The 14,692-nt window shown below is 36.7% G+C and carries 10 protein-coding genes; 4 read left to right on the top strand and 6 right to left on the bottom strand.

Annotated elements, in window-relative coordinates; translation table 11 throughout:
* Positions 1-41: 41 nt before the first annotated feature.
* Positions 42-533 carry a hypothetical protein gene (locus tag SCA31_RS10820; protein WP_410697010.1) on the bottom strand — a complete coding sequence of 164 codons (492 nt, stop codon included), beginning with the start codon at positions 531-533 and terminating at the stop codon, positions 42-44.
* Between the two features lie 18 nt (positions 534-551).
* Positions 552-1,157, bottom strand: coding sequence for a hypothetical protein (locus SCA31_RS10815; protein ID WP_410697009.1), 606 nt, complete (start codon positions 1,155-1,157; stop codon positions 552-554).
* Positions 1,158-1,471: 314 nt separating this feature from the next.
* On the opposite strand from SCA31_RS10815, the gene recR reads away from it, so the two are divergent.
* The gene (gene recR, locus SCA31_RS10810; protein WP_410697008.1) at positions 1,472-2,083 is read left to right on the top strand and encodes a recombination mediator RecR; all 612 of its coding nucleotides are present in this window, start codon (positions 1,472-1,474) and stop codon (positions 2,081-2,083) included.
* Positions 2,079-2,918, top strand: coding sequence for a glycosyltransferase family 2 protein (locus SCA31_RS10805; protein ID WP_410697174.1), 840 nt, complete (start codon positions 2,079-2,081; stop codon positions 2,916-2,918). The genes recR and SCA31_RS10805 overlap by 5 nt, the downstream gene beginning before the upstream one ends.
* An 87-nt stretch (positions 2,919-3,005) precedes the next feature.
* Here the strand turns inward: SCA31_RS10805 and secG are convergent, their stop codons facing one another.
* From secG to SCA31_RS10790, 3 genes are all read right to left on the bottom strand, one after another.
* The gene (secG, locus tag SCA31_RS10800; RefSeq protein WP_284462312.1) at positions 3,006-3,359 is read right to left on the bottom strand and encodes a preprotein translocase subunit SecG; all 354 of its coding nucleotides are present in this window, start codon (positions 3,357-3,359) and stop codon (positions 3,006-3,008) included.
* Positions 3,360-3,644: 285 nt separating this feature from the next.
* A complete protein-coding gene (locus SCA31_RS10795) occupies positions 3,645-5,675 on the bottom strand; it encodes a M16 family metallopeptidase (RefSeq protein ID WP_410697007.1) in 2,031 nt (676 codons plus the stop codon).
* A 7-nt stretch (positions 5,676-5,682) separates the two neighbouring features.
* Positions 5,683-6,996, bottom strand: a complete 1,314-nt coding sequence (locus tag SCA31_RS10790) for a M16 family metallopeptidase (RefSeq protein WP_410697005.1) — start codon at positions 6,994-6,996, stop codon at positions 5,683-5,685.
* A gap of 252 nt (positions 6,997-7,248) precedes the next feature.
* Between SCA31_RS10790 and SCA31_RS10785 the strand changes: the two genes are divergently transcribed.
* A complete protein-coding gene (locus tag SCA31_RS10785; protein ID WP_410697004.1) occupies positions 7,249-9,579 on the top strand; it encodes an ATP-dependent helicase in 2,331 nt (776 codons plus the stop codon).
* Between the two features lie 229 nt (positions 9,580-9,808).
* Complete coding sequence (locus SCA31_RS10780; RefSeq protein WP_410697003.1) at positions 9,809-12,592, top strand: TonB-dependent receptor plug domain-containing protein; 2,784 nt, start codon at positions 9,809-9,811, stop codon at positions 12,590-12,592.
* A gap of 67 nt (positions 12,593-12,659) precedes the next feature.
* On the opposite strand, the gene SCA31_RS10775 is transcribed toward SCA31_RS10780, so the two are convergent.
* The gene (locus SCA31_RS10775; RefSeq protein ID WP_410697002.1) at positions 12,660-14,501 is read right to left on the bottom strand and encodes a carbon starvation protein A; all 1,842 of its coding nucleotides are present in this window, start codon (positions 14,499-14,501) and stop codon (positions 12,660-12,662) included.
* Between the last annotated feature and the right edge of the window lie 191 nt (positions 14,502-14,692).

Here is a 14,692-nt window from a genome sequence, read left to right as displayed (position 1 = left end):
AATCCGCTTTTTACCCCTTTGATTTTTTACAATATCACTTATTAACATCCACATTCTCCGTAAATCGGTGTTGTAATGACTGATCCGTCAGGTTTTTCAATGGTAAGAGTACCTTCAAATAGAAGAGCCTCTTCACCTTTGATCTTTTTACCTTTTACAGAGATTTTATAATCATTGCTTTCTATTTCCTTGGTAAGTTCTTCATCCACTTCCATATCACTTGAGGAAATAAGATTCATTGCCAGTCTTTTACCATCCAGCTTCATATAGGCTGTTTTACCAGCGTCATCTGCATAGATGTATTTTTCTGCTTCGAAATCAGCTTTGTTTCTTGCAAAATAGCATGAGCATTCCTTAATTTCTTTTGGAAATGAAATGTTTTCAATTAAGATTTTTCCTGATGAAATATTGGTGGCTGCAGAATCCTTAACGATGTTTGTAGAATCTGCCGGTGTAGAACCGGAAACTGTTTCCTTATCTTTTTTACAAGCTACCAATAGAAGTGCAGAGAACAGAATGATTAGGTGTTTCATGTGTTTGTGATTTTATTTTTAGCCTCTTGCTCTTTCAAGAAGAGTCATCATTAATAATGAAAGGATTACTAAGCTTTCTTCCTCGTCGTCAATATCAATTAATCTATCCAATTGAAATCTTCTTCCAAAGAATGAAGGCATTTTTTTTAGTTTAAAGTATGCTTTTCCGTCAATACCTGTTACAGTATAAGATGGGTTAAGGAAATATCCCGTAAACATTCCGATGATAGGAAGTTCACCTACAAAGCTATCCCAAAATCTTACCCATGCATTATCTTCCTGTACCTTAAATTTAGGCTGGTCATTAGCATCCAGAATATCATAGCTTGATTTCCAAAGAGAACGCATCCCTTTTCTTGCCAATCTACCATAGTTTTTATTGTCAACAAGGTCATTCAATGAATAAGATGCATTAAAGTCGATCCATTTATTAGCTCTGATTCTGAAGAGTTCCCTAGTTTTACTTTCGTCATTGAAAACAACAACATCCTCTTTCAACTTGAACATTTTCTGACGTACATATGCTACATAATTCCCATTTTTATCCGTAATGTTGAAGTCACTTGCCAGTGTAGAAATTTTGAATTTAAAATCCAGAGGATAGTTTAAATTTTTAAGTACCATGTTAGTTTATTTTTTTCATATTTAAGCCGCAAATATAACGGTTTTTTTATAGTTATGGAAGATACTGATATTATGTTGAAAAAAATATTAGATCAAAATGAGACATTGTAAGACAGCTAAGTGTAGAAACTAATTAACAATGGTTTAAAAATAGATCTTCCTTTAATTTTTAATGTCGATAATGAATTTTACTCCGCCATTGAATCATGAACTTTCTTTATGCAGAAAAACGATCTCAAAATCTCTGTCTGATTCCCAAAACTAGATATGTATAATGTGCCGTTTTTCCTCAAATAATCCTTATTTTTGTAGCTATGGATTACCCGAGTAAAGTTTTGGCAAAGGCTGTTGATGAGATTTCAGGCTTGCCTGGAATTGGAAGAAAAACAGCTTTAAGATTAGCATTACATTTATTAAAGCAGCCCAGCTCCAGAGCAGTAAGTCTTGGAAATTCACTCATTAATCTCGTCAACGAAATAAAATACTGTAAAGAATGTCACAATTTCTCTGATTTTGAGATCTGCGAAATTTGCGGTAATGAAAAAAGAAACGGTGAACTCATTTGTATCGTTGAAGATGTACGTGACGTTATTGCCATTGAAAATACAGGAAAGTATACAGGAAAATATCTTATTCTGGGTGGAAAAATTTCCCCAATGGAAGGAATAGGACCCGGCCAGCTGAATATTCCAAGTATTGAAAGAAAGCTGAATGATGGTAAGGTAAAGGAGTTTATTTTTGCATTAAGTGCTACTATGGAGGGAGATACTACAGCTTATTACATCTATAAAAAGTTTAAAAATTTTAAGGTGAATTTTTCAAGCATTGCCAGAGGGATCTCAGTAGGTGACGAGCTTGAATATGCCGATGAAATTTCATTGGGAAGATCCATTATCAATAGGTTACCATATAACGAAAAGGATTAATATGAAGCTGTCAATTATTATTGTTAACTATAATGTTACCCAATTACTCAGAAACTGCCTTTTATCTATTCAGAAATATGTAGAAAAGGTAGAATATGAGGTGATTGTAATTGATAATGCTTCTACAGATAGCTCATGGGGTGATCTTATCCCCGAATTTCCTGATGTACAATTTATTTCCTCAAAAAATAATGGCGGGTTTTCAAAAGCGAATAACCAGGCGATAGGAGAAGCTAAGGGTGAATATCTGCTGCTTTTAAATCCTGATACAGAATTAAAAGGGTTTTATATGAAGGAACTTCTGGATTTTGCTGATACCAAACCAGAATTTGGATGTCTTGGCGTAAGAATGCACGATGCAGACGGAAGTTTCCTACCTGAAAGTAAACGTTCCGTGCCGGATATGTTCAATTCCTTTGAAAAGTTGTTTACCAATTTAAAAAAGAATAATTCCAAATCTTATTATAGAAACGATATAGAGGAAAAGGAGATTGCAGAAGTAGAAGTAATTACAGGCGCCTTTTTACTGGTAAAAAAAGCAGTCTATGAAAATATTGGCGGCTTGGATGAATCCTACTTTATGTATGGAGAAGATATTGATCTTTGCTACACCTTGCTAAAAAAAGGATATAAGAACTATTATTATGGTAAGGTCTCCATTCTTCATCATAAAGGAGAAAGCACGGTAAAGAATGAGGTGTATCTGAAACGTTTTTATGGGGCTATGCAGATCTTTATTGATAAGTATTATAAAGATGACAAGCCAATGCAATATTCCTTTCTAAGGGCAGGCTTAAAGCTTCGCTATCAGATTGAGAAAATCAAGTTGAAATAGAAAGTAGAAATTAAATATCATACATCTTACCCAATAAAAAAGCAACTCAATTTGAGTTGCTTTTATTGTATGTAGAAAATAATCTTCTTATTTTGCCGGTGTAGCTGGTGCTTGAGCCGGTGTAGCTGTTTTAGAAGAAGCAGGAGCCGATTGCTTAGCCGGAGCTTCTTTCTTTACTGGTTGTTGCCCTGGAGCCACTTGTGATGGTTTTCCAGTAATAACAACGCTTAAAAGGATAAGAACGATGATAGTTCCGCCTAGAGTCCATGTTGCTTTTTCCATGAAATCATTGGTTCTTTGTACTCCAAACTGAGCAGATGATGCCCCTCCGAAAGTACTGGAAAGACCTCCACCTTTTGGGTTTTGAGCCATAACAATAATCACCAATAAAACACTGGCAACCATAATAAGAACCATCAATAGTGTAAATATAGTATCCATTAATTCTGATATCTTTTTGAATGGGCAAATTTAATGTTTTTTTACTGAATGACAAAAAAAGATGTTGGGAAATGTGGATCAACTGCGAAAAATTAAAAATAAAATAATGATTGAATGCTTAAAATAGGGAGAAAGGCTCACTAAAGAGTGGGAAATTTCACATAAATTATTTTTATAAAGATTGAATTTGTGATTCAAAAGATATTAAAATCATGAAGAGACCAACAAATAAAAAAGACTATCCCAACAGTGAGATAGTCCTTTTCTTCTAAAAAATGATTGGTTTTATTTGAAGTCAGAATCCTTAGCTTGATTCAGCTGATAGGATTGTACTGTAAGGTTGATGTCCATTCCGCCCATGTTCTGGATAATGGTAAATGGAAGTTTTACACCGGACACCTCTTTATAGTTGGCAAAACTGGTAGGAATAGAACCTCCTTCACCCGCTTTTATTTCACCCGTTTTCAGACCTGTCTTTACACTGTAATAATAGGTTTGTTTTGGGCCTTTTACAACATAAGAATCCTCGTTGTTGTATTTTTCAATACCCGCAAGTTTTAAATCTGTTTTTTTTGCAAAATTCAGTTCTGGGAAAGGTTCAGATTCGGCCATCAAAGATTTTTGCTGGTCATTTAGCGGAACTTTTTGTCCCTGTGCTTCTGCATATCCATCCTTGCCATCAAAAACGATTTTTTGAAGAGTATTCCCCATCATTTTCATTTCCATCATCATTTTTCCTCCTTTTCCTTCAATCAGTTTTATGCTCATATCCATTCCCTGTACTTTGGTAGTGGCATCAGCAGTTACGGATGTTACTTTTTGAACGGCAGCTAATCCTCCCACTGCATTGATGTATTTATCCACTACAGAACCAATGGTTACATTGGCATCCACTTTTTGTACTGTAGGCTTTGAAACAGGATTTGCTTCCTTATCAAAATACTTTACAGGATATCCCAGTTTTTCCAGTCCCTCAGCAATATCAGAAGCCTTACCGGCAACGAATATTCTGCTTTGGTTAGGGAAAATGGTTGCTTTTACGGCGTTAGATACATCAGCTGCAGTTACCTTATCGATGGATTTTAAGTAGTTTGTATAGAAATCTGCTGGAAGGTTCTCAACCTTTTGATCCAAAGCAAACTTGGCAATAATTCCAGGTTTTTCCAAAGACATAATGAAAGCACCTTTTAGCCTTGCTTTAGCATTTTCAAGTTCTTCAGGTTTTACCGTAGAAATCGCATTAAGTTCATTCATTAATTCCTTAATAGCCTTATCCGTGACTTCATTTCTTACACTTGTTTCAGCAGAAAAAATAGGGGAGTATTTACTAGGCTGCATATTGGAATAAGCGCCATATGTAAATCCGTTTTTCTCTCTAAGGTTCATAAAAAGCCTGGCTTCACCGCCACCGCCTAAAATATAGTTGGCAATAGTAGCAGGGAAGTAGTTCGGATCTTTCATGGTAAGAGTATTCAGGTTTCCTACCTCTAATACAGACTGTACTGCAGACGGTACATCCACTACATTAATCTCTGTTTTGGAAACATTGGAAGCAGGCTCTAAAGCAGCAAATTTTGTATTTGATTTTTTCCAGTTTCCAAAGGATTTTTCAACCAAAGGTTTGATTTGGTCAAACTTTACATCTCCTACAATTACTAAATAAGCATTTTCCGGAGCATAGTATTTATTGTAAATATTTTGAATGTCAGATAATTGGATCTTATTGATAGACTCTACCGTTTCAAACTCTCCTCTTGAAGTATTTTTACCATATTTCAAAGCATTGGATACTCTTTCAGCAATAGATGAAGCATTTTTCTCGTCAGCTTTTAAGCCTTCAATAGTTCTTTCTTTTGCATTTTGAAGCTCTTCTGCTGAGAATTTTGGATTAACGATAGCATCAGCCATTAGTCCCAATACTTCAGGGAAATATTTTGAAAGCGAATTGGAAGATGCTCCATTAGAGGAAAAACTTAGGTTGGCTCCTAAAAAGTCAACCTTTTTATTAAACTCATCCTTACTTAGATTCGTAGTTCCATTATCGAGTTGTTCTGCCATAATCTGGCTTACTCCTGCTATATTTCCTTCATAGTATGGAGGCCTGTCCATGGTAAGAGTTGTATTTACCCTTGGAAGTTTATTATTTTCAACAACCATTACAGTAAGTCCGTTGCTTAGCTGAAAGGTTTTTGGCTTAGCAATGTTAACGGCAGGAGTAGGTCCTGGTTTTGGCATTGCATTAATATCTATTTTTTGAGCGGAAAGCATTCCTGCAAATAAAAATGCCGCTGCTATATAGGTGAATTGCTTTTTCATGGGTAAATTATTTTTTCTCAGGAACGTAGTTGATGATGATTCTTTGGTTAGAATTCAGATACTTTTTGGCTGCATTTTGAAGATCTTGCTTTGTAATAGATCTGTAAATGTCAATTTCTTTATTGATAAGGTTGGTATTTCCCATCAATACATGGTTGGTTGCCAAAGAAGCTGCGATCCCCTGAATACTTGAATTTTGATTAACGAATTGATTTTCAAACTGATTTTGTATCTTCTGATAATCTTCATCCGAAATTAGAGTGGTCTGAAGTTTTTTGATCTCAGCATCAATGTCAGTCTGTAGGGTCTGCTTAGTCGTCTGTCCCATTGGAATAGCAAAGAATGCGAAAATACTGTAATCCTCAAGTCCCTGGTTAAAGGCAGCTACCTGAAGTGCTTTTTTATCCTGATCTACCAATTTTTTGTATAAAACAGAAGATTTACCATTGCTTAAATAAGAAGAAAGCATATCTAGTACATAAGCATCTTTTTCTTTATTGGCAGGAGTTCTGTAGGCAAAAACATAGGCAGGAAGCTGAATGTTCGGATCCGTTGCTGTAACTTCTTTTTCCTGAGTGATGGGAGTATCTTTAGGGAAATCTTTAGGATAAACAGTTCCTTTTGGAATACCTCCATAATATTCTGCAATCCATTTCTTGGTTTGTTCAGGTTTGATGTCTCCTGCTACTACTAATGTTGCATTGTTAGGAACATAGAATTTTTTATAAAAAGCCTGAAATTCTTCAAGCGTAGCTGCATTCAGATCCTCCATAGAGCCAATGGTTGGCCAGTTATAGGGGTGGTTGGTAAACAAATTCTTTTGAATTGTTGAGAATAGGTTTCCATAAGGCTGGTTATCCATTCTCAATCTCTTCTCCTCTTTTACGACTTCTCTTTGGGTATCCACTCCAACCTGATTGATTTCTGCATGGCGCATTCTTTCAGACTCCATCCAAAGCCCAAGCTGTTCGTTGTTGGATGGGAAAGTTTCATAATAATAGGTTCTGTCGTTGGTTGTATTGGCATTGTTGTCACCTCCGTTTGAAGAAACGATCTTAAACCATTCACCTCTCTTAATATTAGGAGTTCCTTCAAATAAAAGATGCTCAAAGAAGTGTGCAAAACCGGTTCTTCCCTTTACTTCATCCTTGGCACCTACATGGTACATTACTCCTGTTGTTACTACCGGAGCGGAATTATCCTGATGAAGAATTACATGAAGGCCATTGGGAAGATCATACTCTTCGAATTTTATTTGCTGTGCATTCAGCATAAGCCCGAAGAAAGCTACGGCAGCAGCAGAAACAAGTCGTTTTTTCATAAAGTTTGAAATTGTTTATCAATGAGTAGAAAAAGTGAATTAAATGTTACACAAATAGAGGTTAGAAGTTAGATATTAAAGAGTAGAAGTTAGAAACCATGTGTTGATGAATTTTATTTTCAAACGAAAAAAGACCTCTGTTTCAATAGCTGATTACCCTAAAATTTAGATTCTAATGTTTAACTTCTTTAATCAAAATTTGAATTCTCCTTTGAATACATTAATTTTGTGTTCCCAAAATTTTTTTGCAGTATGGATTATTTGAAAGGACTCAACGAATCACAATATGAAGCCGTTACCTCTTTACAAGGACCTTTGATGGTGCTTGCGGGAGCCGGTTCCGGAAAAACACGTGTGCTTACCATGCGTATAGCCCATTTAATACACAATGGAATAGACCCTTTCAATATCCTTGCCCTTACCTTTACCAATAAAGCAGCCCGTGAAATGAAAGAGCGTATCGCGAAGGTAGTGGGAGATAGCAATGCAAGAAGCCTTTGGATGGGAACTTTTCACTCTGTTTTTGCAAGAATTCTAAGAATTGAAGCGCACTATCTTGGCTATCCTTCCAATTTTACCATTTATGATCAGCAGGATGCACTGAATGTGATTAAAAAGGTACTGAAAGACATGAACATTGATGCTGATCTTTACAAACCCAAAAAAGTTCAGGCCAGAATTTCAACCTACAAAAACAATTTGATTACTGTAAAGGCCTATTTCAACAATCCGGAACTAATGGAAGCAGATGAAAAGGCAAACATGAAATTTATCGGACAGATTTATCAGAGATATGTAGATGCGTGTTTCAGAAATGGGTCTATGGATTTTGATGATCTATTGTTAAAAACCAATGAATTATTGACCCGTTTCCCTGAAGTATTGGCGAAATATCAGGACAGATTCAGATATATCATGGTAGATGAGTACCAGGATACCAACCACTCCCAGTATCTTATTGTAAAAGCATTGGCTTCAAAATTTGAGAATATTTGTGTGGTGGGGGATGATGCACAGTCTATTTATTCATTCCGTGGAGCAAATATCTATAACATCCTGAATTTTAAAAAGGATTACCCGGATGCTATTACAGTATCCCTGGAACAAAACTACCGTTCTACCCAGAATATTGTGAATGCCGCGAACGTTGTCATTGCGAAAAACTTACAACAGTTTAAGAAAAATGTTTTCAGTGATAATGAAGAAGGGGACAAAATTAAAATATACCGTTCTTTATCGGATGCTGATGAAGCGAACTTTGTAGCCGGAAATATCTGGGAGCTTCGCAACCGTGATCAGAGAAAATACAGTGACTTTGCTATTTTATACAGGACAAACTCTCAGACAAGGGCTTTTGAAGATGCCTTAAGACGTAAAAATATTCCTTACAAGGTATATGGAGGACTTTCATTTTACCAAAGAAAAGAGGTGAAGGACTTAATTGGATACCTGCGCCTTTTAATCAACGAAAATGACTCTGAGGCATTGATGAGAATCATTAATTATCCTACAAGAGGAATTGGAGAAACCACTCAGAATAAACTCATTGTTTTTGCAGATGCACAAAACGTTTCTATCTCAAAGGTGCTGGATAATTTACCGATGTATGCTCCTCAGTTGGGCTTAAATAATGGTGTTTTAAATAAACTAAACGATTTCTGGTCCATGATCAAGGCTTTTCAGGTACTATTGAAGACCGAAACGGCTTACAGCGTTGCAATGGAGGTAGCGAAACGAAGTGGTTTAATTAAGTTTTTAAAGGATGATCAGACACCGGAGGGAATTTCAAGAGTAGAAAACGTTCAAGAATTGATGAACTCTATGCAAGGGTTTATTGAAGAACAGATGCAGCTGGAAGATGGAGATCCAAGCCTGTCCAATTTCCTTGAAAATATTGCCCTTTCAGCAGATACGCAGGATAAAAACCTTGAAGATGATATGGTTTCACTAATGACTATTCACCTTTCAAAAGGATTGGAATTTCCTGTGGTACATCTGGTGGGTCTTGAGGAGAATCTTTTCCCAAGCTTTATGAGTTCTGCAACAAGAGAAGATCTTGAAGAAGAAAGAAGATTGTTTTATGTTGCTTTAACCAGAGCAGAAAAGCAGGTATTTTTCTCCTATGCAGTGTCACGTTTCCAATGGGGAAAAATTACAGATGCAGAACCATCAAGATTCTTAAGCGAGATTGATGATGAATATATTGAGTTCCTTAATCCTGTGCTGGAGAAAAGGTTTATCAACAATTCGGGGGTGAGATCCAATATTTTTGATGAGCATCCGTCTGAGCAGAAAGCTTTCAAAAGAGTTGAGAAAAAGACCATTGACCGAGGAGATAATTCGACACCCGCCCCTGAACAGAGAAAATTAAAACCTGTGAGCACAGCAAAAATTATTAATCCAAGTGGAGCCTCTTCTCAGGATATTGAAGTTGGAGATAAGGTGAGACACGATCGTTTCGGAATTGGAGAAGTCTCTTTTCTGGATGGAACAGACCCTCAAAATATTAAGGCAAAGGTTGTTTTCATACACGAAGGAGAGAAAAACCTGATCCTGAAATATGCTAAACTGACAAAGATTTAAGCTAAAAATAGTATAAGATTAAAAGCGAACTCAATTTTCTGGGTTCGTTTTTTTTTTTTTGTTAAAATCAATAAGGTTTACTTTAAAAATAGTATTTTTAATAAGGGATAGAAATAAACAATAAATATTTTTTATAAAAACAAAGTCTATTGATTTTGTAGACTAATAAATAAGTTTTACATTTGCGCTCTGTAAAAAACATAAATGTTCAATTAATTGAGTAAACTATATGAAAAATAAGAAAACTATTCTTTCCGCTTCTGTTTTATTTTTCCTTGGAGTATTTACCTACGGACAAGAAAAAGACAGTATAAAAACAAATAAAGACAAAGTCAATAATGTAGAAGAAGTTGTAGTGCTGGGTTCAAGAGCCGGGGCAAGATCCAAGATAGACAGTCCGGTGCCTGTGGACGTATTCAACCTAAAGGAAGCTTCAGTTATTCTTCCTCAATCTAATATCGGGCAAATATTGAATGCCATTGCACCCTCTTTCACCTCTACAGTTCAGACCAATTCAGATGGTACAGACCATTTGGATCCTGCTCAGTTAAGAGGATTGGGACCGGATCAGGTATTGGTATTGGTTAATGGAAAAAGAAGACATACTTCAGCACTGGTAAATGTGAACGGAACACCGGGAAGAGGTACTGTAGGGACGGACCTTAATGCCATCCCATCCTTTGCTTTAAACAGAATAGAAGTCCTTAGGGATGGAGCCGCAGCACAATACGGATCAGATGCTATTGCCGGAGTAATGAACCTTGAACTTAAAAGAGATACCGGAAAACTGGCAGGTCAGATTAGCTATGGAGGAAATTTAACGCCTACAGCCAATGATCATACCGGAAATTTTGACGGCCAGAATATTCAGCTGGATCTGAATTATGGAAATAAAATAGGGTCGAAAGGTGGTTTCTTTAACATCACCTGGTCTTCACAGTTCAGAAACCCTACGTACAGAGCTGGAACAGAGAACGGTCCTATTTATAATGCTTATAATGCAATTGAACAACGTGCACTGAATGACGGAGTGAACCTTTCATCTCTTTTCAGCGATATTAAAGATACTCCCAATTCACAGCAGATCGTAAATTACGTTCATCAGTATGCACAGAATGTAAGCTATTTTTCTCCGGATTTGCAAAATGCTATCCAGGGAGCTAATACCATTTCAGGATTACAAAATGTTTTGAAATCTGCTAACTTTACCAGAGATCAGCTTAATTACTTCACTGATCAGGAGCTGGCTTACAGAGGGCAAACGAGAAAGGATTTTAATATGCAGGTAGGGCAGTCTAAACTTAATAATCACCAGCTTTTTGTGAATGCTGAAATCCCTGTCAGTGATAACTGGAAAGTGTATACTTTCGGTGGTTACAGCTTAAGACATGGTACTTCCGGAGGATTTTACAGAAGACCGAGCGAAAGCAGAACATTTACAGGATTATACCCTAGCGGTTATCTTCCGCAGATTGGAACAGATATTCAGGATATCTCATTGGCTGCAGGAATCAAAGGAAAATGGGACGGATGGCATATTGACTTTAGTAATACTTTTGGACAAAACTCTTTCACTTATAACATCGGAAACACCGGAAATACTTCACTAAGATTTGCTTCACCAAATGAATTTGATGCTGGTGGGCTGAGGTTTACTCAAAATACAATCAATTTAGATTTCTCTAAAAAATATGATGTGTTCGAGGGATTGAATGTAGCATTTGGAGGAGAGCATCGTTTTGAAAACTTCAAAATGACAGCAGGAGAAGAAGCTTCATATACTACTTATGACCAATACGGAAATATATGGGATGGAGATGCCGCGAAAAGACCTACCGATTTCTTCGGAGCAGCACTTCCGGGAGGCTCTCAGGTATTTAACGGATTTAGACCGGAAAATGCGGTGAACAAAAACAGACAGTCAGTAGCGGCCTATGCAGATGTTGAATTTAACTTTACCAACTGGCTTTTGGTAGATGCTGCGGCGAGATATGAAAATTACTCAGATTTTGGTTCTACTTTCAATTATAAATTGGCCTCAAGAATCAAGGTAGCTCCTAATTTTAATGTAAGATTGGCAGGTTCTACCGGGTTTAGGGCACCATCTATCCATCAGATTTATTATAATGTGACTTCTTCGTTGTTTGTAACTTCACCACAACTTCCTAGCGGGGTGCTTTTGGATGTGGGAACATTTAGTAATGATTCAGAGGTGGCAGGAGCATTGGGAATGCCAAAGCTGAAGCAGGAAACTTCGAAATCTGCAAGTGTAGGATTTACCTATAAAATTCCATCTGTGAATTTAACGTTTACTGCAGATGGTTACTTTACAAGAATCAATAACAGAATTCTCCTTACAGATCAGTTCTTAAAGGCAGGTGTTCCTGATGCGGCAAAGCAGATCTATGATAAATTAAACATCAATGCCGCTCAGTTCTTTACCAATGCCATTGATACTGAAACGAAAGGGGTAGACGTGGTTATTTCTCACACTGCAAGATTTACCGATATAAAGCTGGATAATAACTTTGCGATTAACCTTAACCAGACCAAACAGGTTGGGGATATTCATTCTTCAGGATTATTACAGTCTCCGGAGTTAGAGAAGATTTATTTCTCCGAAAAATCAAGAGTTTATCTGGAAGAAGCAGTGCCAAGGGTAAAAGCCAGCCTTTCTCATACACTTACTTGGAAGAATGCTAGTTTCTACCTAAGAAATACCTATTTTGGAAAAGTAACCGGAGCAGATATTCTGGATGCCAATGGAGATGGAATCACAGAATTTAATGAACATCAGAAAATAGGGGATAAGATCATTACTGATCTTTCTGTAGCCTATCAGTTTACAAAAAACATAGGGTTAACTTTAGGGGTAAACAATCTGTTTGATATTTACCCTACTAAAAATCTTCCTGCGTCCAGTAACAATGATCAGTTTGTTTACTCACGTTCCACCTCACAGTTCGGTCAGAATGGACGATATGTGTTCTCCAGACTTAATTTCAATTTTTAATACTTTATATACTTCTAAAAAAACGGATCTCAAACTTGAGATCCGTTTTTTTATATTATAATAAATTTTATCTTTCTACCAGTTCTTTTACCTGTTCACCATAATGGTCAATTTCGGTTGTATGAATCTTAAGCAGTTGATACCACTTTCTGAAAGCCCCTATAAATACAATAAACATAAGAATCATTGCAGTTGCCGCTAAAACGGCCAATAAATACTGTCCTTTAGGGATATAAATGGCGGTTACCTGAATATAACCTGCCCAGAATGTTATTCCAGCCATGAAAACTCCCGGAATAGCTGAGCATAAAGCATATTTCCCTCTTTTCATTCTTATCAGCATTGTTGTACAGACGATAAGTCCGCAGGCAGCCAGCAACTGATTACTGATTCCAAATAACGGCCAGATACTGTTTACATTTCCGGTGTACACCAGATATCCCCATGCAAATGTGAAAAGAAGACTGCTGATAATAATTCCTGGAATCCAATTTTTATCATTAAATTTTGGAACAACAGACCCCAGCATTTCCTGTAAAAAAAAGCGTCCAACCCTTGTTCCCGCATCAATGGCAGTAAGAATAAATACAGCTTCAAACATAATCGCAAAATTATACCAATACGCCGTCAGCTGATCCATATATGGGATTTTATTGAAGATATGAGCCATTCCCACAGCCAAAGATACGGCACCTCCAGTTCTGCCATATAGATCAATACCTATTTTCTGCGAATAATAATCAATATCTACTCCGTGTAGAGAAGGATGTGCTGCAAGAAACGAATCATAAGCTTCCTTGGGAGTATTGATTGCAAAATAATCCCCAGGCATCAATGTGCATGCAGCGATAAGTGCCATCAATGCTACAAAACCTTCCACTAGCATAGCCCCATAGCCTACGAAAAGAATTTCTCTTTCTTTAGTAAGCATTTTCGGAGTTGTTCCCGTAGCAATCACAGCATGAAATCCGGAAATTGCTCCACAAGCAATCACAATGAAAATAAAAGGAAGTACCGGGCCGCCAATAATAGGGCCACCACCATTTACAAAAGCTGTAATAGCAGGCATTTGTATGGTAGGGTGAATAACAATTACCCCGATAGCCAGCATAATAATAGTTCCTATCTTTAAATAAGTCGAAAGATAATCTCTTGGAACTAAGAGAAGCCATACCGGCAATACAGAAGCAATAAAACCATACAGAGGAATGGCAATAGAAATGGTTTTAATATCCCATGAAAATAAATTATTCATTGTAGGATTCTGCATCAGACCGTGTCCCCCGATAATCCCAGCTACCAGAAGAATGCCTCCGAGAATACTTGCGAAAAGAACACTGTTTTTTTTATAGCGCATGATCAGTCCCATGATGATGGCGATGGGCATGGTAATGAGTACTGTAAAAAGAGACCATGAAGCTTCATGCATTGCATTGATACAAGCTAATGATAAGCCTGCCAGCGTAAGAATTAAGATGAAAAGAATGGCAAAACCCGCTACAGTTCCTGTTGCTTTTCCTATTTCTTTGGAAGCTATAGTGGCAAGACTCTGTCCCTTATGTCTTACTGATGCAAAGAGTACAATCATATCATGTACCCCGCCGCCCAGAACACAGCCTATCAATATCCATAATGCACCGGGAAGATATCCGAACTGCGCTGCAAGAACAGGTCCTACTAAAGGTCCTGCCGCCGCAATAGCCGCGAAGTGATGTCCGAAAAGTACATTTTTATTGGTAGCAACATAATCTTTACCATCTGCAAATTCCACAGCAGGTGTCATATTCCCGTCATTGAGGCGGAGAACTTTATTGGCAATAAATAGACCATAAAAGCGGTAAGCTATTGCAAAAATAAGAACAGATACAAATATGAGAGTAAGCGCATTGATATTATTTAAAGATTCCATATTGCTTGTTTTTATTGATAAATAATTAAAGTATATCCTTTTTTATTATTAATAATTTAACTAATGACCAAGGTAATTAATTCTCAATAAAAAATATCAATATGTATATTAATCTAGCATATTTTCTGTATTGTTTTATTTATTGGTTTGAATTTCAGTATTTTATAATTAATTAAAATAGTGTAATGTAT

This window comes from Chryseobacterium sp. SIMBA_028, from assembly GCF_046535285.1.
GTDB lineage: Bacteria > Bacteroidota > Bacteroidia > Flavobacteriales > Weeksellaceae > Chryseobacterium.
The sequence above is the reverse complement of the archived record's forward strand: the minus strand, read 5'-3'. Positions and strand labels throughout refer to the sequence as shown.

Excerpts from the sequence above, each read along its gene's own strand:
- SCA31_RS10815 (WP_410697009.1), bottom strand. The coding sequence starts at position 1,157 with ATGGTACTTAAAAATTTAAACTATCCTCTGGATTTTAAATTCAAAATT.
- SCA31_RS10820 (WP_410697010.1), bottom strand. The coding sequence starts at position 533 with ATGAAACACCTAATCATTCTGTTCTCTGCACTTCTATTGGTAGCTTGT.
- secG (WP_284462312.1), bottom strand. The coding sequence starts at position 3,359 with ATGGATACTATATTTACACTATTGATGGTTCTTATTATGGTTGCCAGT.
- SCA31_RS10780 (WP_410697003.1), top strand. The coding sequence starts at position 9,809 with ATGAAAAATAAGAAAACTATTCTTTCCGCTTCTGTTTTATTTTTCCTT.
- SCA31_RS10785 (WP_410697004.1), top strand. The coding sequence starts at position 7,249 with ATGGATTATTTGAAAGGACTCAACGAATCACAATATGAAGCCGTTACC.
- recR (WP_410697008.1), top strand. The coding sequence starts at position 1,472 with ATGGATTACCCGAGTAAAGTTTTGGCAAAGGCTGTTGATGAGATTTCA.
- SCA31_RS10790 (WP_410697005.1), bottom strand. The coding sequence starts at position 6,996 with ATGAAAAAACGACTTGTTTCTGCTGCTGCCGTAGCTTTCTTCGGGCTT.
- SCA31_RS10775 (WP_410697002.1), bottom strand. The coding sequence starts at position 14,501 with ATGGAATCTTTAAATAATATCAATGCGCTTACTCTCATATTTGTATCT.
- SCA31_RS10795 (WP_410697007.1), bottom strand. The coding sequence starts at position 5,675 with ATGAAAAAGCAATTCACCTATATAGCAGCGGCATTTTTATTTGCAGGA.